Here is a 24,975-nt window from a genome sequence, read left to right on the forward strand (position 1 = left end):
ATATTATAAATGTAACTGCTTTAATAATTTTACTTATTTATGCATTAATAGTAATTAAAGTTAATAAATAACTTATACTATATCTGGCCTTTAAATTACTAAAGAGGAGAAGTTTATGATAGGAAATAAGATTATCAGAATGGTATAAAATTTTGATAATATATATAGAATAATAATTTGAATATTTAGATTAACTATCATGTTGAAATTGCAAGATTAAAGGTTTATTATATAAGTAAAGGTTTGGTAAAGGAGTAAAAATGTGGTAATTGGCTTAATGGGTTTATTTTTATTTGTAGTTTTTATAGCAACATTAGTTCAGACAAAAGGCTTAAATAGAAAGGATAACGTTAAAGAAAGATTAGCTTATGAAAATTCAATAAAAGATGAATTGGGGAAAATAGGGGAAGTAAAATTTGTGGATTTTATAGATAATGGATATTTAGCAATAATAGATGATTATATGAAATACAGTTTTTGTGATTACGAAAATAAAGTTTATATAAAAGATATATTAAAAACAGAGATTGATTATGATTTACAAGGAATAGAAGAGATGAAAGCAAAAGATGAGAAAAGGTTTTCTCTATTTGGGCATACTCGCAATACTCCGGTTAAGTTAAGAGAAATAAAATTTGTCTTATATTTGAAAAAAATGGACAATATAGTATTAACACTAAATCCACAGTATGTAAATCCTTACAAGATTAAAAAAGTGCAGTCAATGTTAGATAACATGAATGCAGCAAGTTAGAGTTTAATTGGCATACTCCCATTGCTATATATGGGGGTGTGCCAATTTTGTGTTGTAATCTTATTATTTCAAATAGATAACTTTTATTTACCTAGTATCATGATTAAAATAAGCTTTTCTCAGTTTGTTCTTACAACGTTGAAATCTTTTGTATAATGCATCTTCACTTATCTCCAGCATAGGTGATATTTCACTTATTGAAAATCCATATATATACTTAAGAATAATAATTTCTTGATCATTTGGTTGTAATTGATTAAATAATAATAAATTACTATTAAAACAATCAAGTTGATCTAGTAAAGAAGGTGAAAAATTCATCTCATTTTCCAAATCATTAATATCCATAATACTTTCTCTTTTTCTTTTATTGTAAATATTAATAGAAACTCTTTTTACAATAATGGTAACAAAAGCTTTAGTCTTTGGGCAATGAATATCGTCTATCTTATCTAGATTATGTAATATTTTGATGAATGCTTCGTGTACAGCATCTTTTGATAATTCTTTATCATTTAAAATTAAGTTAGCTTCATAATACATTGATTGTTTATATGTATTATAAATTTCAGTAAAAGTGTCTTTCTGAGACTCATTGTCAATATGCTTAAAATAAATAATCAATTTATGACTCCTTAGAATGTATTTGTTTCTAATAATAACAAAACTAACTAAATTATAAGACCAAAATAAATAAAATACAATGAATTTGTAAAAAAATGGCCAATAAATGGAATTTAAATTGTTTATATTATGAATACAATTTTAAAAGGGGGATATTCATGAAAAAAAAGAAAATTAATAAGTTGATTTCTTTCATTTTGGCGATATGCATGACATTAGTGTATTTGCCAATGGGGGTATTTGCTGAGGAACTTAAAAGTGTTACTGAAGCAATTCAAAGCGCAAATCAGGAAGACGTAAGTAGTAAATCAGAAAAAGTAATCAAAAAGACAGAAAGTTCTACAATATATCAATTTGAAGATGGAAAGAAAAAGGAAGTTATTTATGACAGTAATATTAGATTTAAAGAGAAAGGTAAATTAGTTGATTATGATCCATCGTTAATAAAAATTGATGATAAAAAAACAGATAACGATACAGATATTTCAGATTACAAATATGAAAATAATAAAGGTGATAAAAAAAATTACTTACCTAATACAATATCAGAAGAGACACCTGTTATTTTAGAAAATAATAATTATCAAATTACAATGGCTCCAAAAGATAGTGAAACAGAAAAAGTAAAATTAGAGGATGAAAATGTATTAGATATATATGATAAGGAAGTAAAATTACCAGTTAAAGCGGTCTATGAAGGTAAAGATGATAAAACAAAATTAGAGTATATTTCACAAGATAATGGAATAAAAGAAAATATAATTTTAAACGAAATTCCAGAATCAAATGTTTTTGAATATGAAATAAAATTAAATGGTTCTAAACCTAAAAAATGCGAGCTTGAAGAAAGTATTGTGTTTATAGATGAAAAAAACGATGAAGTAGTAGGTAGTATTGATGCACCATTTATGAATGATACCACTAACAAGGCGTATAGTGAAGATATAACTTATGACATAAAGGAAAAAGAAGGAGAAAAGAATACATATATATTAACTATGACAGTTGACAAGGAGTATCTAAATAGTAAAGACAGACAATACCCAGTAAAAATAGACCCTACAATTACTTGGTCAGGAGATAGCAATATAATAGATACATATATAATAAGTGGAAGTAAATATGGTGGTATAAACTTTTATGATGGTGGAACTACAGCATTTCCAATAGGTAGGGGTAGCCAAGGTGTAAATAGAGCTCTGGTAAAAGGAAAAAAACTAGCTGATACTGTTGACAATAAGTATGTGGCAAAAGCAACCTTAACAATGTATGAAACTAGTGGAAATGAGTCAGCGAATATAATAAAAGCTTATCGCATGACTGAAAAATGGAATGAAAAAAATGTAACATGGAATAGTAGACCGAATTATAGTACTAGCGATGGAGAGTATGGATCGGTAAAATCTACAGGAACATTATACAAAGCTTTAACTATGAATATAACTAGTTATGCAAGAAAGGTTGCAAGTAAAAAAATAAGTGACAATGGTTTATTACTTAAAGCCTCTGATGAAAGTGATTCAAAAGGAAAATATTCTAGATTCTTTGGCTCTAGACACTCAAATTCTGCTCTTAGACCTAAATTTACAGTTGAGTACTATGATGGACCAACTACGGCAAGTAATGTAACTCTATCAAGTAGTTATTTAAAGGTAGGTCAAACATTTAAATTAAATTGGTCAGGTATAAGTTCTAAATCACTAAACAGAGTAGAGTATAGAATTGCAAGTTATAAAGATAGTGATGCTACTGTAGGCCCAGATATATTTAAATACGCAGAGAGTCCTAAATTAGGGGCTACTTCTAGCGGAAGCAGTGATATTTCTAAAATAAAAGAATTAAAAGAAGGGTGTTATAGAATATATGTAAGAGGTATTGATAATGGAGGTATAGCAGGAACTGGAAAAGGAGCAACTTTCCATATTGATTCTACAAAACCAAAACTCGGTAGTGTATCCATATCTCCTAATTCAACTGAAGCAAATCCTTCAGAAAATTTTACACCAACTATAACATGGTCAAATGCTGAGGATACTCATTTTAAACAAGTTGAATATAGTGTAAATGGAGGAACTTATACAGTTGCCAAAGCAGAAAAATCTGGTTCACTTAAGTTACCTGCATCAAAGTTTCCATCAGCAGGAACTTATAAAATCAATATTAGAGCTATGGATAAATCAGGAAATGCAAGTGATATAAAGACATTGACATATTACATTAAAGATAAGAATGAGGATTTAAAGAAATATCTTCCTAGTGATTTATCTACTACAAATTACTATGGAAAGACACTAATAGCATGGAATATGGCTGAAGAATTACCAGGTAATATTTCATATAAAGTATATAGAGGTGAAACAGAAGATTTTACACCATCAGATAAAAGTATAGTAGCATCAGGCATAAAGGATTTATATTGCTATGATATGTTAGTTGGAGATGAAAAACCATATTATTATAAAGTTAAAGTTATAAAAACAACTAATGGAAAAGAAGAAGATACTAATATAATAACTTCAGCTATAAAATCTGAAATTAGTGATAAATCTGAATGGACTAAAAGACTTGGAAGTAAAGAATACTTAGGTTATTTTTCATACCAAACACCAAATGGAGATGGAACTATTGAAAAAAGTCAAGGAAACTTAACTTATTCACAAAAAGATATAGAACTTCCATCATCACAAGTATCTTTTGATTTGCAAAGAAACTATAATAGCCAGTCTAAAATAAATAATATGTTTGGTGTAGGTTGGAGTGACTCATTCCATAAAGAGTTATATAAAACAGGCAATGATGAAGAAATAATTTTTAGAGATAGTGATGGTTCTATGTTTAAGTTTAAAGGAGATGGCAAAGGAAATTATACTTGTGCTGAAACTAAAGACTATGAACTAGTTCAAACTGATAAAATTGAAAAATATGAGACAAAGGATAGTGCTGGAAATACAAAAGTCTATGAAGTAAACGATTATTATGAAATGACAACAAAAGACAATAATATATATAGATTCAATAAAAATGGTCAACTAGTGGCAATAACAAATCCAGTGAACGAATCAGGAGAAGATAAAGAAAAAATATATAACACATTCTTGCTATATAACTATGATAATAAAGGCAGATTAACTACAGTTATGAGTAATAGTGGATTAACTATTGAGATGAAATATAAATCAGAAGAAGGAAAAGAATCAGGTTTATTAAGCTCAATAACATTACCAGACAAAAGTATTTTATCTTATGATTATAATGATAATTATTTGACTGAATTTAAGCATTCTTTAGGAAATAAACAGGTAAGTTATAACTTTGAGTATAACAAGGATAAATATTTGAGTGGTATAAAAGATGCAAAAAGCAACTTATACTCTATTGGTTATAGTAATAACAAAGCTAATATTGTAACATATCCAAATGGAGAAACTTATAACATAGGGTATGTAAGTAATACAGAAACGACTATGACTAAAAGCAATGAAAGTAACAAAAAAATGTATACTGAAAGTACTGAATTTGATCAAGAATCTGGAAAAGTAACAAAGGAAACTGATGCTTCAGAAAATGTTAAATGTTTAATTTATGATAATAATGACAATAAACTTTTAGTAACTTCAACACAAGAAAAAATACAATACGAAGAGGTTAATAATGGAGTTGTTGAGTTTAAAACTAAAGAAGTAAAGACTAAAACGGAATATAACAAAAACGAAGATGTGGTTGAAGAAGTAGATGAAGAAGGAAATACAACTACATATACTTATGGAGGTGTCTATACAGAAAGTAAGCCGAAAGAAGTAATTACTAAAAATGGTGATAAAACAATATCTAAAGAAGAATATGAATATACAAATTTAGGAGAAATAGAATTAGAAAAAGATACTGTAAATGGTACTAAAACTAAATACGAGTATGATGAATATGGAAACAATACGCTTATATCAGGAAATGATATTAGCAAAACTGATAGCTCAGATGAAGAAAATAAGGATATACTTGATAAATCAATAAAAAATGAAGATTTAAGTAATACAAATTCTAATAATGTAAAATCAGATATAACAACTGATTATGATGTACATGGCAATGAAAAAACTATAACAGAAAAAAGTGCTGATTTAGAGAGTAAAAATGAAAATAAATACGACAACATGGGAAGAGTCATAGAAACAACAGTTTCAGATAAAGAAACAGGTAAATTAGAAACTATTCAATATGAATATGATTTTTTAGGTAGAGTTATAAAAACAACAACTACTACAGATGAATCAGGTGAAACACCTAAAATAGAAACAAAATCATATAATGAAAATGGAACTATTGTCAGTGAAACAGATAGCTCTGGTATAACAAAAAGACACGAATTTGATAAACTAAATAGAGTTACTTCAACAGAAATATCTAAAAATGATAATATAATGAAAAAAATAACAAATGAGTACACTTATGGAGACGTAACTATAAATACAGGCATAGGAAAAAAGTCATTATATAATATTTATATAGAAAGAACATATGTAAATAATGTACTATTTAGTGAAAAATATATAGATAAGTCAGGAAATACTGTAAGAGAAAAAACAAACGGTATATATACAGACTATACTTATGATAATAAAGGAAATGTAATTACAACATTTGTAATAGGAAGTAATATAAAAGATTTATCAAAAGGAAAAATTTCTTTGTCTTTATATAATGAAGATGGAAAAAATAATGCCAATATAGAAAATCCATCAATTGAAAATGGTAAATTTAAAGTAAGTAATAATTCTATAATTACAACAAAAACTTACGATGAAAAAGGTAATGAATCGAAAGTAACAGATGGAAATAAAGTAACAACTAAATATGATTACGATGACTCATCAAGAACAACGAAAGTTACTTTAGACTACAAAGAAAATGATAGTAATCCAAACTTTACAAAAATAGATTATAATATAGAAAATGATGGAAGTACTACAACTAAAATAACAGATGCATTAAATCATATAAGCTATAATGTAACTAATGCAGCAGGATTACAAACAGAAGTTAAAGACGTAGGACAATCAAACAATATAACGACAAAATTTGAATACGATTCGAGAGGAAATAAAAAGAAAGAGATATTTACTAATGGGGAATATAAAGAATATAAATACAATAAAAGAAATTTACTAACAGAAGTAACATATTGTAGTGAAGATGACAAAAGTACTTTAGTTACAGAGTATAAATATGATAACAATCACAAGCTAACATCAATGATAGACTACAAAATGGATGGCAATAATCCAGTATCCTATCATTATACATATTATGAGTATGACGATTTAAATAGACTTGCAAGTTATTCAGAAGTAAACTCGTCATCTACACCAAGTCAGTCTATAATAAACAAAAACAAAATAAGCTATTCTTATGATGCAAATGATAAAGTTACAGACATTAACTACATAGATTCAGATGATGAAGTAAAAGGATTAAAATTTGAATACAATGATTATGGTTGGTTAATGAAAATAAAAGTAAAAAATAAAAGAAACTTTTTGATAGGAGAAGCAAACTACAGAGACTATACTTATGACTCACATGGCAAAGTCAAAACTATAAAAGAATATAGAAACTTTGACAAAGATTATATATTAAAAACATATAACTACGATGTATTTGATAGGGTAACATCTATGAAATATGCTGATAGTAGTAGTTTAGACAAGGTTATGGAATCTTATTCTTATACTTACGACAAAAACAATAATATATTATCAAAAACAACAGTAAATAACTATCCATCAAAAGACTCAGACAAAATAAACGAAACAAAAGAATATACTTATGATAAGTTAGGAAGACTTACAAAAACTGAAGTTACCAACAAATCTATAAATAAGAAAAGTAATACGACATACGAATATGACAAAGTGGGTAATAGAAAATTAATGACAAAAGATGGTGCAACAACTAGTTATACATATAACGAGCTGAATCAGTTGACATCATCTAAAGAAAATAAAGGTGGAAAAGAAACATCAAATAAGGCTTACTCTTATGACAAAAACGGAAATCAAACTATGGAAAAAGACAGCGTGACAAAGGTAACAGTAGAAAATACTTATGATGTAGACAACAGACTTTCTACTTGCATAACAACAAATGGAGAAGAAGAAGTTGTAAATCAAGAAAACCTATACAACGGAAACGGTAAGAGAATCCAGAAGAAAGAAGGAAACAATGTAGTAAATTACTACTATCAAGATGGAGTAGTTTTATACACAACAGATAAAGGTGGAAATAAGACAAGTCAAAACTTTGTAGGTACTGAAGGAAATGTTATAGGTACTACAAGATATGGCAAGGATGGATTTAAGTATTATACTTATAACAAAGACGTTCAAGGAAGCACAACAAGTGTAGTAGGGCAAGAAGGGACTTCACCAGTGGCTTATGATTATGACGACTTTGGAGTAACAAGAAGTATAGGGGATAGTACTTTCTTTAATGAAGTTTGTTATACAGGTGCTATTTATGATGTAAGTACAGGACTGTATTATTTGAATGCTAGATATTATGATCCGAAAAACGGAAGGTTTATAACGAGGGACACTTATAGAGGAGAGATAAATGAACCGGATACTTTACATTTATATGCTTATTGTGCTAATAATCCTATAAATTATACAGATCCAAGTGGGCATGGTAAACTATCTATTTTAAGATCTATGGTGAAAAAAGCAATAAAAAAATGTACCCTTAAAAACTTGTATAAGATAGGTAAAAAGTTGCCTAAAAAATATAGAAAAAAATATTTTAAGATTGTAAGAAAAATTTTTTACTATACGAATAAAATTAAAAATACAGCAATAAAATATGGTGGGGTAAGAGGTGGATTGAATTTTTTCAATCATATGACTAATAAATTAGATTGGGTAAATAAAAAGATAGAAGATTTTGTTTATTCATCTTGCAGAAATGTTGGAATGAATAGACATTGGTCTTATTGGACTACTAAGTTTGTAACATTTTTCGTAGCTATATAAATTAAAAATTTAAGGTACAGTAATCTCCTATTATTGTTAATAAAAATAGGAGATTGTTGTATATAGGGACATATAGGAGGAAACTGATGGGATTAATTGTATTTTCAATATTTTATACATTTTTTTTTGCTGCAAGAATTGAGAAATCAGAAAATAAAATGGAATATTATCATAATATATTTGCAACAATTTTTTTTGGTATACTATCGTTTTGTAATATAACTGGTAGTAGAAGTAATGTGCTAAAGATTATTGGGACTGTAGTAATTATTTTAATAATAATTACTTATATTGGTTCTAAATCAAAAAGATATAAACAATAAAGTGTATGTTTATTTTAATAAGTAAGATATTGATAGTGACGGAAGTAATACAACTAAAATAATAAAGGTCCGGATTCATATAAGTTACGATGCAACTAATGTATTAGGGCTGAAGTAGAATCAAAAGACGTTGGAAGTTTTGATACAAATATAACTAAAAAATTTAAATATATTTCAAAAGACAATCAAACTAAGGTAAAAGACAGAGTAACAAAGGTAACAGTAGAAAATACAGAAGAAAGAAGCAAGTAATGTAGTATATTACTTCTATCAAGATGGAGTAGTTTTATATACAACAGATAAAGATAGAAATAAGACAAGTTAAAAGTTTACAAGTATATAAATTAAAAATTTAAGGTAGAGTAACCTCCTATGTACATTGATTATTGTTAATAGACATAGGAGATTGTTGTATATAAGTACATATAGGAGGAGATTGATGTCATTAATTATATTTTCAATATTTGGTATATTTCTGTTTGGTTCAAGTATTGAGAAATCAAAAAATAAAATGGAGTATTATCATAATATACTTTGGACAATTGGGTCTGTATTTTTGACTTTTTGCAATATAACTGATTATAGAGGTATTATTGGAAAGATTATTTTAATAGTTTTACTTATTCTTTTAATAATTACTAATATTTGTTCTAATTTAATAAAAAAGAAAATAAGTTGGGGGGATTTAATATTAAACTTATTCTTAATTATGTTATTGGTTTTCTTGATAATTGATAAATAGAAGTAAACTCATCATCTACTGACTCACATGGTAAAGTAAAAACTATAAAAGAATATGGAAAACAAACATCAAATAAGGTTTACTCTTATGACAAAAACGGGAATCAAACTATGGAAAAAGATAGTGTGACAAAGGTAACTGTAGAAAATACTTATGATGTAGACAACAGACTTTCTACTTCCATAACAAATAAAGAAAAAGAAGTCTTCAGTTTACCTTGTAGTCAGTTGTTGGAAGTTTATAAAAAGAACTGACTAGTTTTGAAAAGAATGATAAGTTTAAATTTTGTAGTTACCAAGGAAAATGTTATGGGTACTACAAGATACAGTACGGATGAATATAATTATTCTATTTATATTATGGAGGAGTATATGAAAAAAAGAAAGATTATTAGAGGAGTAGCTCTTGCTACACTTTCTATATTAATGTTTTTTGCATATAAATATTTTACGGAGTATAGCAAATATAAAGAAATAAATATTAAAAATATAGGAATTATAAAAGTTCCTAAAGATTGGTACTGCCACACAACAAAAGGTGGATTACTATATTTTGCTGATAAAGCCATTGAAGAAGATGATTGCAAGATTTACCTAATTCAATATGAAGTTGCTTCAGATGATATAAATACTAAAGAAGATGTTGATAATGGATACTATTTAGAAAATCATGATTTAGGAAATGGGTTAAGGGTAAAAGATATCTTTATACCTCCTTATCCAGATAATGAATCATATATTTTTTCCAATAGTAGTTATTATGAACATTGTACATTAAAATTTAATGGTAAAAGTATTAATTCTTACCTTATAAATTTTGATAATGGATCTTATAATACTACATTTTTAGTTTTAGACAAATCAATTAATAAAGAAGTTGTAGAGAAAATAGCTAAGTCATATAATATGACAAATTAACTGTATATTTTATTAGAGAAAGAGAGCTTATAATAGTTAAAATTATTATTTAAATAGTACTGGTATTAAGTGATTTTGAGCGTGTTTTAAGAAATTATATCTATAAAAAGACTTAGACAAAATGGAACTTCACCAGTGGCTTATGATTATGTCCACTTTGGGTGACAAGAAGTATAGGGGATAGTAATTTCTTTAGTGAAAATTTCAGGTTCTTTTAAAATAGCAATACTTATGATTGTTAGTAGACCACAAATAACATTTACAGGATGTGATAGAGTACGTGCCGTAGCTTTGAATAAAAAATTCGGTTACACTTAAGAAACGAATAAGAATTGCTCAAAGGAGATAGATATTTAATGAGGAAAATATACTACATAGATTACGCTCTATTGTTACTAATATTAATATTATCCATATTCATATTTAGAAAGCTATATATAAATTTTTCTTTTTATAAGATATTAATTTATATTATAGAATTACTAATGTTAATTTATATTAATAGAAAATTTAAGATTGTAACTGAATATAAACCTAGTCAAAAAGGTCCTTTAAAAGAAACTTTAGCAGGTTTGTATTTAATTATAGTTAAAATAATACTAATATTCATTTTAGTAGGGACGAGTATTACTAATATAGTAGAATTTACTTTAATCGAAATCTTTTTATTTCCTGGATATGGAGTGTATGTTTTATTTTACTCCTATTTATATGGGAATAAAATAGTTACAGTATCGGATGGAATAATTAATTTGGATGATGTTGAAAAAATTCATTTTAATAGTGGCTTACTTATTCAAACGTTAGATTTGGAATTAAAAGATAGTAGCAAAAAACAAATAGGAATGTCTCTAGATGAATATAAAAGGATAGTAAATAAATTAGAAGATATGGTGCTATAAGGTGTTGAGTAAATCTTATAAATCATACGACTAATAAATTGGATTGGTTAAATAAAAAGATAGAAGATATTGTTTATTCATCTTGTAGAAATATTGGAATGAATAGACATTGGTCTTATTGGACTACTAAGTTTGTAACATCTTTCATAGAAATATAAATAAAAGGTTTAAAGGTAAGCGTCAAAGATTTTTAAATTTAGAAAAGTTGTTAATGTTCGTTAGATTATTAGAAAGTTTTCTATCAAATATTACAACTAGATTATACAAGGGGGATATTTATGGAGTGGGTTTTATCAATGAGTATAACGCAAATAATTGTAGGAGCAGTACTGATTTTCATATATAAAATATCAAAAAACAACAATTCAATAAACATGATAAAAATTATAGGGTATATAAACATATTTTTAGGTGGAATAACTTTAATAATTCAAAAACTTAATGATAAGTTAAGTGTTGTAACAATGCTAATATTTTCTATTAGTATAATAATTACATTTATTTATATAAGCGTAATATTGCTAAAAACGATAAATGATAGGGATAAAAAAAATAAAAAAATATTATTTGTAGTTATCATATCTATTTTTATATTAATTCCTATGTCTAAGAAAATAATAACTCAAATCAATTTGGAATATAAAAAAACTCACAATAATATTAAAGTAGGACAGGAATTTTTAATATATAAAAAAGATAACTCTCAAGAGAATAAGAGAGTATACATGACAATTAGCAAAATTGTAAAAGATGAGCCTGATATTGTCATATATTTTGATTTAAGATATGAAGGAGACAAAGAAATACCTTTAGTAGGAGATAAGTTAAGTTTGAGTGATTTATGTGCTTTTAATACTACTTTATCTTCTAAAATTACTAAAGATAGAGAAGATGATGAATTTAATATTGAAGAAGATATTGATTCAGACATGGTTTATACTGAGTATACAAAAAAGTTAGATAAAGTTATAAAACCAGGTACTAAAATTAAGAACCTAACACAATTCATATTAGGAATATATAAAGATGACGATGATATTCCAATTAAAGACACTGATATTGTAATAGAAAGTGGCATAAAGACAAACCAGAAAATTCAAAGGTATGTATTATTAGAATAAACAAATTTATTTTATCTTAAATAGTTATTAAATTCAAAATTTTTTTAGACAAGATGTTTACCAAAGTTGAATTATATAAGATAAAAGGGAGGTTATATTCTAAAATGAAGAAACTATTATATATAGATAAAATACTATCATATATATTATGTATCATAGTCATTGTGTATATAAAAAATTTATATATAAATACTTCTATAATGGCATGCATTAAATACTTAATATATATCTTAATAATATTAGCGATTAGTAAAAGAATTAAAATAATGCTAAAATATAAGCCTTTAAAATTACCTAAAAGAGTATGGGTAGGTGTAATATACTTAATTATTTTAAAAAATATATTAATCTTAATAATGATATTTAACAGTTTTAATAAATTTATATATGACATTATTGATATCTATTTATTATTATCAATAATAATTTTATTGTTAAGTATACTAACCTATTCTTATATAAGTGAGAATTTTATTATAAGTATGTGGAATGGAAAGTTTAAGATAAGTAGCATAGAATCGTATTATGTGGATAAAGGTTATTTTGGAGAAAAATTATGTATTAAACTTTATGATAGAAGTCAGAAAAATATTAGTATCTCTCCAGAGGAGTATAATAGATTTAAAAATGAGTTTTAAAAGGATATTCAATAATGATGCTGATATTATAAACCTAAAAATACTTGGAAATTTTTTAATAGAGGTGGAAATAAGACAAGGCAAAACTTTGTAGTTACCAAAGAAAAAGTTATGGGTACTACAAGACACAGTAAGGATGGATTTAAATCTTATTAGATAAGGACGATATTATGGAAAAACGTGTACAATGTATGAAGATAAATAATAAAAATAACATAATACTATATTCAATAATATTATTGGTATATTATATAGTATTTGAATTTTACAACTATAAAGATATTGTAGTTTTAAAATATATATCTATTATAATAATTATAGTTATATTAGTTTTAAGTCGTAAATATTATTATAAAAAAAAGGATGTTAGTGTTACATCAGAGGAACTTTTAAATGAATATAACAAAAATGTATATGAATCAGATAAAAAATATAACGAAAAGTATATAAAATTAACAGGTGTAGTATCGAAAATAGAAATTACTAATAAAAAAGATTTGTACATATTTTTTGAATCGAATAACAAATTTATTATTATTGCTAACAGCGTTTCTATAACTAACAAATGCTTAGATTATATACAAAGTATATCTAAAGGAGATAGAATAACAATATATGGAGATTTATTTAGGACAAATAATGAACTAAGAATTTTTATGTGGTATATTTTGCAAAAGTAATAAAAAGAAAATAGTAAATTACTTCTATCAATATGGAGAGGTTTAACATAAAACAGACAAAAACGGAAATAAGACAAGCTAAAACTTTGTAGGTACCAAAGAAAAAGTTATGGATACTACAACATATAACAAAGATGGATTTAAGCATTATACTCTAAAGGAGGAGATATTATGAAGAAAAAAAGAATTATTATTTCTATAGTAATAATAATTGTATCTGCAATTTCAATTCTTTTATATCAATATATTAATAAATACAAAGACTATAAAGAAGTAAAGGTAAAAAATGTGGGGGCCATAAAAGTTCCAAAAGAGTGGAAATGTTTTAAAACAGAAAAAGGATTATTATATTTTGCTGATAAGCCTATCAAAGAAAAAGGAAGTAATGTTTATTTGATTCAGTATGAATTAATTTCAAATGATGCTTTATCTGAAAATGAGGAAGATTTTGATGAAAATGAAGGGGATGATAAGGGGTATTATTTTGAAAATTATGACTTAGGAAATGATATAAGTGTAAAAAACGTATTTATACCTCCTTTCAAATATCCTGAAACACAATCCTGCACATTTTCTAATAGCGCAACTTATAGTACTTGCACCTTTGAATTAAATGGTAAGATCATTAATAATTACCTTATTTGTTTTGAAGGAGACGATTATAACACTACATTCTTAGTTGCAAATAAATCAGTAGACAAAGAAACTATGGAAAAAATATCTAAATCATTTGATATGACAAAATAATAAGTAGATATTTGCTTAGGTAATGGGGGATGAGAATGAAAAAATTAATTAGATGTTCAAAACTTTATTACGCCAATGACCCAAAAGTAGATTCTATAGCAATTTGGGTTATATGCTCAGTAGGTATAATTACAACACTTAAAGAAGGTTACTATATGGAAATCTTAAGATATACTAGTTGGATATTTGTAATAGCATTGACATTATGGGCTAATCTTATTAAAGGTAAAAAAGCAAAAATTGAAATAGAAGAGAGCAAATTGTTAAATGACTATAATGAAAATGAAGAGAGAGCTGATAAAAAATATTGTGATAAATACATAAAGTTAATAGGAACAGTATCACATATTGAATTTGATGAGTATAAAGACATATTTATAGAAATGGCAAGTGATGACAAATATTGTGTAGGAGCATCAGCAATACTTGCTAATAAAAAATGTATTAAATATGTAGAAAGCATACATGTAGGGGATAAAATGATTTTTTATGGGAATTTTCTAAGAGATGATAGTAGATTATGTTTAGATGTGAAATATTTAAAATTAGAGAATGGAGGAGCTTAAAAATGTGGCTTTTTTTAGCATGTATATTATGCTCTATAATTATTACTTATTTGGGAAATTATTTAGCATCCTTTATATCATCAAAACTGAATAATACAAGTGAATTTAAAAGAGTGCTAGTAAATGCCATTATTTCAGGAACATTGCTATATATAGCTTTTAGAATAATATTGTTTTATTCTGTATTTATTGGTCATATTCGTAATATTGTGACACAGATCGCTTATACTATCTGTCAGGGCTTGAAGTTTACCTTCAATTCTAACTAACAAATAGAGAAAAATTGCTATAGGAAAACCAAGGTTAGCTATGAGAGATTGTAAATCAGCCATTTAAATCACCTGACTAGACTTCTAAATCCTACATTATCAGATACACAAGCAGCTATATCATATCCCTTTCGTTGGAAGACGTTCTTATCTTTTATTAAATTCATAGCGTCGATTATATCTTGTTCTTCCAAGTCTTCTCTTGGATCGTCCACTGTAATGGAAAAGCTATTACCTAAAGTGTTTTTAAAAGTCATTAAAAGTTTCTTTTCATTTATTCTGTGAAAATCCCTACCCAATTAAGGGCAAACACCAAGTGACGAAATTTTGCTGTGATGTTTCTAATAATAACTCCTCTTTGTTAATCTGTGGAAGAGAAGGTGTGGGAAAAACTCATTTGGGTATAACAGCCATGTTAAAGCTTATAAGTGACAATATTACGTCAGATATGTGGAGTGAAATATAACTATACAATTCCTAGTAGGATATAATATTATAAATAAATATATAAAAACGGGATGATATTATGAATATATTAATAGATGATATTCCAGTAAACTTACAACGAATGGTAGATATAATAGGTATAGACAAACTTATAGAGTTGTCAAAAGTATATGGAGGTGCAAGTATATATATACCAATGCACAAAACTTTGCGTATACGTGAAAGAAAGAGAAAAATAGCCAAGGAGTTTAATGGAGTAAATGGAGAAAGTCATAAGAAATGTTATATTTTCTTCTTATGACTTTCTTATGCTCAGTTGAGAAATTTATTTAACAAGATATTTAAATTTATTATGATTATCTAGAATGGTATTCCGCCATCATCATCGTCATCTTCATTGCCATGGTCAACACTATAATCAGCTTCACATGCGCTTGGACCTAATCCAAAATCATCACTATTTACTCTATAAGTTTGGTCTCCATTTTTTAATTCAGGCTTTTCTTTTGACATTTTATCCCTCTCCTTTTTAATTATTTATTAATTATAATAAATATATACAACAGCATATTAGGAACAACCTCTTTTATAACTAATAAAATCAAATAATAAAGGAAATTATACACTCCAAGTAAAAGGGATTTTATATATTCTAATGGAATTTGCTGATATAATATTAATATTGGTGCTTATAAAATATGACAAAACAATGAAGAGGGGGCGAAGAACATAAAAACCTTAAATAAAGTACTTATTGGTGCGGGTGGTGTATTAGTAGCACTTGCAGTTTTTGTAGTAGGTTATATAGTTTATATGCAAATTAACTACTATAGAATAGAAGACGATCAGTCACTGGAAATCACCAACAATAAAAAAGAAACCCTAAAAAAAGGTGAAGATTACTCAGCGGTTACATACAACATTGGCTTTGGAGCTTATGACCAGGATTATTCCTTCTTTATGGATGCTGGAGAAATGGAAGATGGGACTGTCCTTGTGGGAGAACATTCAAGAGCAGTAAGCAAAGAAAATGCTCTAAAAAACACTAATGGATCCATAGAAACAGTAAAAAAACTTTCACCTGATTTTGCATTGCTACAAGAAGTAGATGTGAATGCCACTCGTAGTTATAATATAAATCAAAAGGAAAGTTTCCAGGAAAAACTTCCAAATTACTCAAGCATATTTGCACTGAATTTTCATGCACCATATATGCTGTATCCTTTAAATGAGCCCCATGGAAGTGTGGAGGCAGGGCTGCTTACCATGTCAAAATACAAGGCCACATCAGCAACAAGAAAAAGCTATCCAGTAGATGAAAGCTTTTTTACTAAATTCTTCGACTTGGACCGTTGCTTTACAATATCACGTTACCCAGTGGAAAATAATAAGGAACTAGTTCTTATAAATAATCACATGTCTGCTTATGATAAAGGTGGTACTATAAGAGCGCGTCAGCTGGAATTGCTTAACAAAATCATGGAAGAAGAATATAAAAAAGGAAACTATGTAATTGTTGGTGGAGATTTTAATCACGCATTAGGAGAAACAGTAGATGCATTTGAAAGTAAACAGAAAATTCCTGAGTGGGTATTTAAGCTAAATGACAAGGATATTGTGAAAGGAATGAGTGTTGTAAAAGCTTTAAACAATACAGAAGTTTCAACTTGTAGAAGCTGCGATATCCCTTATAAAAAAGGTGTTAACTATACTTCAGTTTTAGATGGGTTTATTGTATCCGACAATGTTGAAGCTAGAGCAGAAAATATAGATGAAGACTTTATATATAGTGATCACAATCCTGTTAAATTAACATTTAAACTAAAATAGTAATAATACTTGCAATACAAGGATTGCTGATATATTATATAATTCAGCTACAGTTGGCAATGACTACATAATACAAACAGCGAGGACGTGAACATTTTATGGATAAGAAACTATTAAGTAAAGTCATAGAAAGAAAAAGAAAATCACTATCAACATTTATAATAGAACAAATGGGCATAGCAGGATTTATTGGAGGGTTTGTAGGTCTTCTGGTAGGTGAGCTATATACAATTGTATCAGATAATTTAGTTTGGCAAATAGCAAATGTATTTTTATATGCATTTATAGGGATGGTTATTGGTTATTTTACTAGTAAAAGAAAAAAAGAAGATTTGCAAGTAGAATTAATGATACTTGAAAATTTTTATAAAAATCAAAGTAATTAGTAAATAATTTTAATATATTACAAAAAGGCTAACATAGCCTGGACTAAACAAAATAAAAATACAGATGACTTCCTGGAAAAAAACAATCAATATGCATTAAATGAAAATTGAAAAAGTAAACTCTATTAGAATACAAAGTAGAAAGTAGTAATACTTATAAATACTACCAAAACAATTTGAACAAAATGATATAATAATTGTTGGATAACAAAATTTGGCAAAATGGTAAATAGGGGGTATTATGAAATCAATTCTAAAAAAAAGTATCTTATGTATTTTAATGTTAGGTTTAGTAGGATGTAACTCAAATAGCTCAAGTGTTAATTTAGCAGACCTAAAAACACCAGAAGAAGTGAACAAAGCATACGAAGAAAATAAAGATAAATTAAAAAATGAAGAAAAACTTCAGAATTTAAATATAAAATCTTTTGATAAAGTGGCAAAATATGCTAACAAATCAAAGGAAATAACATCTTCTTTAAAACAAACAGAAGATAAGTTGAAAACTATTGATAAACTAGTAGCCTTAGATGATTTATACGCAAATACGTCAAAGGATATAAAGCAAGAAGCAATGAACTATTTAATTGATCAGTACAAAAACGAAAAGTTGACAGATGACTTGGAAGACAATTACTACTTGGCATCATACATAGTTAGCAAATCAGATTCTGACAATGGTGACATATATGATGTGGCTAAGGTTATGAAAGAGTACATAAAAGATACAACAATGTTAGTAAATAATGAGTATGACCAAAACAACAAAGGAAGTTTGCTAAAGTCATTAAATGACAATAAGAAAAAGTTAGATGAAAATATGAATGTAACAACAAAAATTTATACGGACAGTAAGGAAAAAAAGAAAAGTAATTAATATATAAGTAAAATATCCAGCTTAAATTATTAGGCTGGATATTTGTTTGCTAAAATAAAACTATTTACGATAAAAAATATTATTTTTATTAAAAAAATACATTCAAAATACAAATTCCGACAAATTTAGAAAATAATATATGATATTATACTCTTCGGGTTAATAAAGTTGTAAGGCTTTACATAGATAATTAATATAAAAATTTACAGCTTTATTTTTAAGTAATTTATTAAGAAAGGATGATGCATATGGAATCAACAGATTCAACCCTGGTTTTTTGTACTCAGTGCGGTAAAGAAAATCAAGCAACAAGTTCGTTTTGTAACAATTGTGGAAAGCCTCTAAAAAGGGTAGAACTTAGCAAAAATAATTCAGAGGGAGGAAACTCTGGAGGCAGTTATAATAGGACTGATTATAGCGAAGAAGAAATGAACATATTTATTTCAAAAAATCAAATGTTCTATTTAGGAAAATTTGAGCAAATTAAAATGACTGGAGACAAAAAAACTTGGAACTGGTCAGCATTTTTGGCAGGTACTTATTGGCTGTTATATAGAAAAATGTACGTGCAAGGTTTATTATATTTTTTAGCAAGTTTACTATTATCATTTATTCCTATTATAGGATGGATATTAGATATATGCATTTGGATAGGTTTAGGTACTTTTGCCAATTCACTATACTTAGATCATGTAAATAAAAAATTCCAAGAAATTAATTGTGCAGATAGTAGTTATAGACAATCATTAATAAGCAAAAATGGTGGTACAAATATGGTGCTTCCACTAGTATTATTCTTAATACCAGCAATTTTAGTAGTTATATTAATATTCTTATCTGTAGTTATGTTTGGATCAATGTTTGGGGCAATGTCTTATTACTATTAAAATTATATTATAAGGACATTGGATTTAAGGTTCAATGTCCTTTTTAGTCTATGTTAAAAAAATTAAAATATTTGAGAGGGCGGAAATTATGAGGTGCAATAAATGCAACACAGAAGTAAGTAACAATGAAAAATACTGCTATAAATGCGGTAATAAAGTAGAAAATACAAACAGTATAAATTTACAAAAGGAAGATGGCAATCATAGTAATACAAATTCTAACAATACATACAAAAATGTTGAAGATACAACATTTGGCCATATAGGCACAGAAGTAACAAAAAACTCTAAAAAAGCAAAATCATTTCTTAAAGAAAATGGGGAAAAAGTTGTAAACAAAGTTATAAATCTAAACAAACTACAAAAAATTCTAATACTTTCAATTTCAGTACTATTTATTGCAGGGGTAACAGTTGTTTCAATACCACAAACTCAAGAAAAAGTAATTAATCAATTTGAGGAAGCAATAATAAATGACAATCCATCTAAACTAAAAAAAATAATGATTTCCAGTGACAAAAGATTAAATATATCACAAGACAGCTTAGGACTAATAATACAATACTACAAAGAAAATCCATCAAATTTAAATAATGATATTCAATACTTAAGAGAAATGTATCCAGTGGAAGGCAGTACAGATAACAATAGTCCATTTAGCATAGTAAGTAAGAAGGTATTGTTTAAAGAAAAGTACTATATAGGTGTAAATCCTAGATATATACAATTAGAATCCACATATAAAGACGCAAAAATTGATTTATATAGTGGGAAAGATTTAATAGAGGAAGATCTAAAAGGTGGAGAAATAGGGCCATTTTTACCAGGAAAATATAAATTAGTTATATCATGTGACAATGAATTTGCAAAGACAAAAGCATCTAAAGAAATAGATCTTTTCTATGGAGAACTAACAAACTACATAGACATGGAAGGAACTATTAACAACAATAAAATAAATAGTAATGAAGCAGAGGCTATCATCTACGTAAACCACAAAAGTACAGGTAAAACAGCAAGAGAAATTAAAACAATATCAGGATTAAATGATGGTGATACTGTATATGGTATTTTAAAATATAAAGGAAAGAGCATAAAAAGTAATATGGTAGAAATTATTGGAAGTTCAGATATATACTTAAGCTATGAATATACTAAGCCACCATCATCAGACGAAGTGAAAGACTCTGTATCCACATTGATTTATGATTATTTATACTACTTTGCAGATGCAGTAAATTACAATGATTTTTCATATATAGAAGACTATCTTAGTGTAGGTAGTGATTTATATAATGAGCAAAAAAGTAATGTACCTAAGTTCTATGAAAAAGGTGTAAGTGAAAGATATGTTAATCATGAGATAATTAATTTTGATTATAATGAGGACGAAGGAAAAGGTAGTATAACTGTAAAAGAAGTATATGAAATAACAAAAGATGATGAGCAAAAGGAAAAAGTATTTAACAATAAATACCAATTTATATTTAATGACATAGATAAAACTTATAAGTTAACTAAATTAGAAACGATTGAAAAATAAGATATATTTAGTTAATTATTCCACAAAGTTTTGAGTTGATAGTTTACCTAAAATTGTATATTTTTCTAAATTGTGTTAAAAATTAGAATTTTATGATGATTAAAATAAATATAAAATTAATGAAAAATATATATAAAAAAATATTAATACTATTGGAAAACATTTTCGAAGGTGATATAATTTGTTCGCGACAATAAAAGAAAGAAGGGCAAAACAATTATGTTAAAAGCAATTTTAGGGGCAATAGCAGTAATTTCAGCAGGGTTTTCAACAGTCTATGTAAATGACTTTAGAAAAAACAGAGATTCAGCTAACAATGGTATTTTTAAGAAAAGTTTAATCATAGGATTCGTAACAGATTTCCTAGATGCAATTGGGGTAGGATCATTTGCAACAACAACAGCAATTTTAAAATTTGACAAGAAGGTTAACGTACCTGATAAATTATTACCAGGAACATTAAACGTAGCTCACGCACTACCAATGGTAGCACAAGCACTTATGTCATTAACAGTAATAGAAATTGATATATTTACATTAGTATGTATGATAGTTGCAGCAGTAACAGGCTCCTGGGTAGGAGCAGGTATAATATCTAAATTACCAGAAAAGAAAGTTCAGTTAACTATGGGAATAGCTTTACTTGGTACAGCAGGATTACTAATAGCAAAACAATTAGGAGTAATGCCAGCTGGTGGAGATGCTATGGCACTTGAAGGAACTAAGTTAATAATAGGTGTTGTAGGTAACTTTGTACTTGGAGCATTAATGACTGCAGGTATAGGATTATATGCACCATGTATGGCAATGGTTGCACTTCTTGGAATGAATCCAAAGGCAGCATTCCCAATAATGATGGGATCATGTGCATTTGTTGGACCAATAGCTTGTACAAAGTTTGTTAAAGAAGGAGCTTATGTAAGAGAAGTATCTATGGGCATAACTATAGGTGGTATAGTAGGTTCAATACTTGCATTAAAATTTGTTACTAATCTTCCAGTATACTGGTTAAACTGGTTAGTAGTTGCAGTTGTACTTTACACAGCAGTTACTATGTTTAAATCAGCAGTAAAAAAAGATGATGAAAATAAACTTGAAAATCAAGCAAGTTAAATAGATGAAAATCCACTAACTAAAATTTAATTTTAGTTAGTGGATTTTTTATTTTAACTATAAGATGTAGTCTCTTATATAACCATAGTTTTCATAGTTATCAAAAATGGCAATTTCAGAATCAAATTTCACGTAAATAGGTGTATCAAGTAAAAAATCATGCTCATTTAATAATTCTTTATCTCCATAAAAAATAGCTTGAAGAGCAAAAGGTAGATGATATTTAAAAGCGCCGTATTTCATTGATGCAGCAAAATAATCAGAATCACCAACATAAGCATAAAAAATCAATATATAAGAGTTATAACCGTATCTTTTATATTTTCCCAGAAGTTCATCTCTCATTTCTTCATTTATGGCAGAATAATTGTACTCAGGGCCAATATCTAAAAAAAGCATTCCTGTAGTATCTGAATGAGTAAGGGTGTATTTTCTGCTTTCAATTGGGCCCAAGGGTGTCATAGGTGGTATGAATGTGGTTTCTAGTTTACTTGGGTCAAATTCCATATAATCACCAACTTTCAAAAATTAATATTACTTTATCATATAAGGAAAATAAGACAAAGGTTACAGGTATTATATTTCTTCTCCAAGTATACAATCCTAAAGTTTAACCTTAAAATAAGAAAAAATATATAATATAAGTATAAATATTAAATATTTTTAGATAAATACACAGTTGCTAGGTTAAATAAAAAAGGGGGAGTATGAAATGTCAGAAGTTCTTTTGGAAGTAAGTAGAGGTCCATTGGTGGAAAACATCCATAGAGGCGACGTTGCAGTAGTAGGAAAAGATGGGAAACTTAAATACTACAAAGGAGATCCTTACAAAGTTGCATATTTACGTTCATCATTAAAACCAGTTCAAGCCATAAATGTGTTTTTAAGTGGTGCCAATAAAAAATACAATTTTGAAGATGAAGAAATAGCACTTATGTGCGCATCTCACTATGGACAAGACATACACAAAAAAGTGATAGACAAAATACTTGAGAAAATAGGACTAACACAAGAAAATCTTCTTTGTAGAGGAGGATATTCTTTAAACGAAGATTACAAAACTTTTCAAATAGCTAATCATATTCGCTTAATTCCAGCCAACTCTGATTGTTCAGGAAAACACAGTGGAATGCTTGCATCTTGCTTAGCAAAAGGATACGACATAGAAAATTATAATTCAATAAATCACCCCATACAAAAAGATATAAAAAAACTTGTAGCTGATTTTTGTGAAATAGATGAAGATAAAATTTTAATAGGAGTAGATGGATGCGGCGTTCCTGTTCACGGCATGCCTCTTTACAATGCTGCTCTAGCTTTTGCCAAGTTTACTCATAGTGATGATTTACAAATAGATGTGAAAAATGCTTGTGATAGAATTTTTAGGTCCATGAACAATGCACCAGAAATGGTTGCTGGTACAGATGGATTTTGCACAGAATTAATAAAAAACACCAATGGAAAGCTGGGAGCTGATGGTGTTTACTGCGTGGCCGTAAAAGGTGCAGATATGGGTATTGCCATAAAAATAGAAGATGGAAATTACACAAGGGCCGTGGCTCCTGTTGTTATGAGATGTTTGGAAGATATTGGTGTGCTGACTTTGGAAGAGATTAAGGCTTTGGAAAGATTTAGAGGAGAAGATTTGAAAAATAGTCTGGGAAATACTATAGGTCAAGTGAAACCAGTTTTTCATTTGGATAAAGTGTAAAATTGCATGGGTATAATTTGTGAAAGTAAATAAGTAAGATTTGTTTTAAAACCAAGGGCGTATCAAAAAAGATACACCCTTGGTTTTTTGAAAAAATTTAATAACAAAAAACTAATTATTTCTTATATAGGACTAATATTAATGTTTATCCTAATTGGAAATAGCAATAATAACCCATCAACATATATGAAAAGGATATTTAAGCCAATAACTTTTGGCAACAGCACATTTTATTACTATGTAATTATAGTTATGGTTGTAATTTACTATTGTTTGAAAGGTATAAATAGTGAAAAAGAAAATTATTTTATAAATTCACCACTTTTTAGATTTATTGTAACAATAATATTAATGAATGTTTTTATTTGCTTAGGAGGGTACGGCGCTAAAATTTATAAAAGCTTTTCTCATAATTTAAACTCAATTTATATGATTAGGGATGAAACATATGTTGAATTTGAATATGAAAAAAATAAACTAAGTCTTAATGGGAAAATATCAATACTTAATTGTAGTAATGAAGTTCAAGAATTTGGTATAAAAATTAAATCACCATCCTTAGTAAAAAAATTCATAAATAAAGATTATATTGTTTTGAAAAATAAGGTAAAAATCTATCCTAAGGAAAAAAGAAACCTACATATAAATGAAGACTTTGATTATAAACTTAAAAAAGGAGAAGATCTAGGCTATAGCAGTGAGGCCTTTGAATATATTATTTTTAATAATGACAATGAGGTTGTTTTTAAAGGAAGTATAAGTGACTATAGTATGGACGACTATAGTGTGGATGATATGGATTAATAATTTATCCAGTATTATTGATTGTTAATATAAAAATGAAGAAGTTATTAAAAAGGCTATTTTGATATA

Annotated in this window: 28 protein-coding genes; 23 read left to right on the forward strand and 5 right to left on the reverse strand. The window is 27.2% G+C overall.

The window, feature by feature from the left end:
• Positions 1-262: 262 nt before the first annotated feature.
• Positions 263-754: a hypothetical protein gene (locus tag K0040_RS03815; protein ID WP_228107627.1), complete on the forward strand. Its 492-nt coding sequence runs from the start codon at positions 263-265 to the stop codon at positions 752-754.
• An 87-nt stretch (positions 755-841) separates the two neighbouring features.
• On the opposite strand, the gene K0040_RS03820 is transcribed toward K0040_RS03815, so the two are convergent.
• Positions 842-1,378 carry an RNA polymerase sigma factor gene (locus K0040_RS03820; protein WP_228107628.1) on the reverse strand — a complete coding sequence of 179 codons (537 nt, stop codon included), beginning with the start codon at positions 1,376-1,378 and terminating at the stop codon, positions 842-844.
• Positions 1,379-1,536: 158 nt separating this feature from the next.
• Between K0040_RS03820 and K0040_RS03825 the strand changes: the two genes are divergently transcribed.
• The 12 genes from K0040_RS03825 to K0040_RS03875 all read left to right on the forward strand — a co-directional run bounded on the left by K0040_RS03825 (position 1,537) and on the right by K0040_RS03875 (position 15,039).
• Positions 1,537-8,403 (forward strand): RHS repeat-associated core domain-containing protein, encoded by a 6,867-nt coding sequence (locus tag K0040_RS03825; RefSeq protein ID WP_228107629.1) that lies wholly within the window; start codon positions 1,537-1,539, stop codon positions 8,401-8,403.
• An 86-nt stretch (positions 8,404-8,489) separates the two neighbouring features.
• Positions 8,490-8,726: a hypothetical protein gene (locus tag K0040_RS03830; RefSeq protein ID WP_074916871.1), complete on the forward strand. Its 237-nt coding sequence runs from the start codon at positions 8,490-8,492 to the stop codon at positions 8,724-8,726.
• A gap of 439 nt (positions 8,727-9,165) precedes the next feature.
• On the forward strand, positions 9,166-9,468 hold the full coding sequence (locus tag K0040_RS03835) for a hypothetical protein (protein WP_228107630.1): 303 nt from the start codon (positions 9,166-9,168) through the stop codon (positions 9,466-9,468).
• 110 nt (positions 9,469-9,578) lie between these two features.
• Positions 9,579-9,722: a hypothetical protein gene (locus K0040_RS03840; protein ID WP_175487645.1), complete on the forward strand. Its 144-nt coding sequence runs from the start codon at positions 9,579-9,581 to the stop codon at positions 9,720-9,722.
• A 15-nt stretch (positions 9,723-9,737) separates the two neighbouring features.
• Positions 9,738-10,385, forward strand: a complete 648-nt coding sequence (locus K0040_RS03845) for a hypothetical protein (RefSeq protein WP_228107631.1) — start codon at positions 9,738-9,740, stop codon at positions 10,383-10,385.
• A 195-nt stretch (positions 10,386-10,580) separates the two neighbouring features.
• Positions 10,581-10,703, forward strand: coding sequence for a hypothetical protein (locus tag K0040_RS20650; RefSeq protein ID WP_265588799.1), 123 nt, complete (start codon positions 10,581-10,583; stop codon positions 10,701-10,703).
• 38 nt (positions 10,704-10,741) lie between these two features.
• On the forward strand, positions 10,742-11,287 hold the full coding sequence (locus tag K0040_RS03850) for a hypothetical protein (protein ID WP_228107632.1): 546 nt from the start codon (positions 10,742-10,744) through the stop codon (positions 11,285-11,287).
• Positions 11,288-11,565: 278 nt separating this feature from the next.
• Positions 11,566-12,408 (forward strand): hypothetical protein, encoded by an 843-nt coding sequence (locus K0040_RS03855; RefSeq protein WP_228107633.1) that lies wholly within the window; start codon positions 11,566-11,568, stop codon positions 12,406-12,408.
• Positions 12,409-12,512: 104 nt separating this feature from the next.
• Positions 12,513-13,046, forward strand: a complete 534-nt coding sequence (locus tag K0040_RS03860) for a hypothetical protein (protein ID WP_228107634.1) — start codon at positions 12,513-12,515, stop codon at positions 13,044-13,046.
• Positions 13,047-13,216: 170 nt separating this feature from the next.
• Positions 13,217-13,726, forward strand: coding sequence for an OB-fold protein (locus K0040_RS03865; RefSeq protein WP_228107635.1), 510 nt, complete (start codon positions 13,217-13,219; stop codon positions 13,724-13,726).
• Between the two features lie 171 nt (positions 13,727-13,897).
• Positions 13,898-14,473, forward strand: a complete 576-nt coding sequence (locus K0040_RS03870; RefSeq protein ID WP_228107636.1) for a hypothetical protein — start codon at positions 13,898-13,900, stop codon at positions 14,471-14,473.
• A gap of 35 nt (positions 14,474-14,508) precedes the next feature.
• A complete protein-coding gene (locus K0040_RS03875; RefSeq protein WP_228107637.1) occupies positions 14,509-15,039 on the forward strand; it encodes an OB-fold protein in 531 nt (176 codons plus the stop codon).
• 146 nt (positions 15,040-15,185) lie between these two features.
• On the opposite strand, the gene K0040_RS21250 is transcribed toward K0040_RS03875, so the two are convergent.
• Both K0040_RS21250 and K0040_RS03885 read right to left on the reverse strand, forming a co-directional pair.
• Positions 15,186-15,371 (reverse strand): YvrJ family protein, encoded by a 186-nt coding sequence (locus K0040_RS21250; RefSeq protein WP_228107638.1) that lies wholly within the window; start codon positions 15,369-15,371, stop codon positions 15,186-15,188.
• Positions 15,372-15,376: 5 nt separating this feature from the next.
• Positions 15,377-15,607 (reverse strand): DUF2922 domain-containing protein, encoded by a 231-nt coding sequence (locus tag K0040_RS03885; RefSeq protein ID WP_465244993.1) that lies wholly within the window; start codon positions 15,605-15,607, stop codon positions 15,377-15,379.
• A gap of 17 nt (positions 15,608-15,624) precedes the next feature.
• Between K0040_RS03885 and K0040_RS03890 the strand changes: the two genes are divergently transcribed.
• Complete coding sequence (locus K0040_RS03890) at positions 15,625-15,774, forward strand: hypothetical protein (protein ID WP_228107640.1); 150 nt, start codon at positions 15,625-15,627, stop codon at positions 15,772-15,774.
• A gap of 60 nt (positions 15,775-15,834) precedes the next feature.
• Positions 15,835-16,056, forward strand: a complete 222-nt coding sequence (locus K0040_RS03895) for a Mor transcription activator family protein (protein ID WP_228107641.1) — start codon at positions 15,835-15,837, stop codon at positions 16,054-16,056.
• 59 nt (positions 16,057-16,115) lie between these two features.
• Here K0040_RS03895 and K0040_RS03900 read toward each other — a convergent pair whose 3' ends face one another.
• A complete protein-coding gene (locus K0040_RS03900) occupies positions 16,116-16,268 on the reverse strand; it encodes a hypothetical protein (RefSeq protein WP_228107642.1) in 153 nt (50 codons plus the stop codon).
• A gap of 300 nt (positions 16,269-16,568) precedes the next feature.
• Here K0040_RS03900 and K0040_RS03905 point away from each other — a divergent pair, with 300 nt between their 5' ends.
• The 6 genes from K0040_RS03905 (at position 16,569) to K0040_RS03930 (ending at position 22,391) form a co-directional block, all read left to right on the forward strand.
• Positions 16,569-17,585: an endonuclease/exonuclease/phosphatase family protein gene (locus tag K0040_RS03905; RefSeq protein WP_228107643.1), complete on the forward strand. Its 1,017-nt coding sequence runs from the start codon at positions 16,569-16,571 to the stop codon at positions 17,583-17,585.
• 98 nt (positions 17,586-17,683) lie between these two features.
• Positions 17,684-17,971 (forward strand): hypothetical protein, encoded by a 288-nt coding sequence (locus tag K0040_RS03910; protein ID WP_074916844.1) that lies wholly within the window; start codon positions 17,684-17,686, stop codon positions 17,969-17,971.
• A 241-nt stretch (positions 17,972-18,212) separates the two neighbouring features.
• Positions 18,213-18,848, forward strand: coding sequence for a hypothetical protein (locus K0040_RS03915; RefSeq protein WP_228107644.1), 636 nt, complete (start codon positions 18,213-18,215; stop codon positions 18,846-18,848).
• Positions 18,849-19,096: 248 nt separating this feature from the next.
• Positions 19,097-19,735, forward strand: coding sequence for a zinc-ribbon domain-containing protein (locus K0040_RS03920; RefSeq protein WP_228107645.1), 639 nt, complete (start codon positions 19,097-19,099; stop codon positions 19,733-19,735).
• An 88-nt stretch (positions 19,736-19,823) separates the two neighbouring features.
• Positions 19,824-21,278, forward strand: a complete 1,455-nt coding sequence (locus K0040_RS03925; RefSeq protein WP_228107646.1) for a TcaA NTF2-like domain-containing protein — start codon at positions 19,824-19,826, stop codon at positions 21,276-21,278.
• Between the two features lie 219 nt (positions 21,279-21,497).
• Complete coding sequence (locus K0040_RS03930) at positions 21,498-22,391, forward strand: sulfite exporter TauE/SafE family protein (RefSeq protein ID WP_228107647.1); 894 nt, start codon at positions 21,498-21,500, stop codon at positions 22,389-22,391.
• A 57-nt stretch (positions 22,392-22,448) separates the two neighbouring features.
• Here K0040_RS03930 and K0040_RS03935 read toward each other — a convergent pair whose 3' ends face one another.
• The gene (locus tag K0040_RS03935; RefSeq protein ID WP_228107648.1) at positions 22,449-22,898 is read right to left on the reverse strand and encodes a staygreen family protein; all 450 of its coding nucleotides are present in this window, start codon (positions 22,896-22,898) and stop codon (positions 22,449-22,451) included.
• A gap of 205 nt (positions 22,899-23,103) precedes the next feature.
• Between K0040_RS03935 and K0040_RS03940 the strand changes: the two genes are divergently transcribed.
• A complete protein-coding gene (locus tag K0040_RS03940) occupies positions 23,104-24,102 on the forward strand; it encodes an asparaginase (protein WP_228107649.1) in 999 nt (332 codons plus the stop codon).
• Positions 24,103-24,288: 186 nt separating this feature from the next.
• On the forward strand, positions 24,289-24,906 hold the full coding sequence (locus K0040_RS03945) for a hypothetical protein (protein ID WP_228107650.1): 618 nt from the start codon (positions 24,289-24,291) through the stop codon (positions 24,904-24,906).
• Positions 24,907-24,975 lie beyond the last annotated feature (69 nt).

The sequence above is a fragment of the Terrisporobacter petrolearius genome (genome assembly GCF_020748185.1).
GTDB lineage: Bacteria > Bacillota > Clostridia > Peptostreptococcales > Peptostreptococcaceae > Terrisporobacter > Terrisporobacter petrolearius.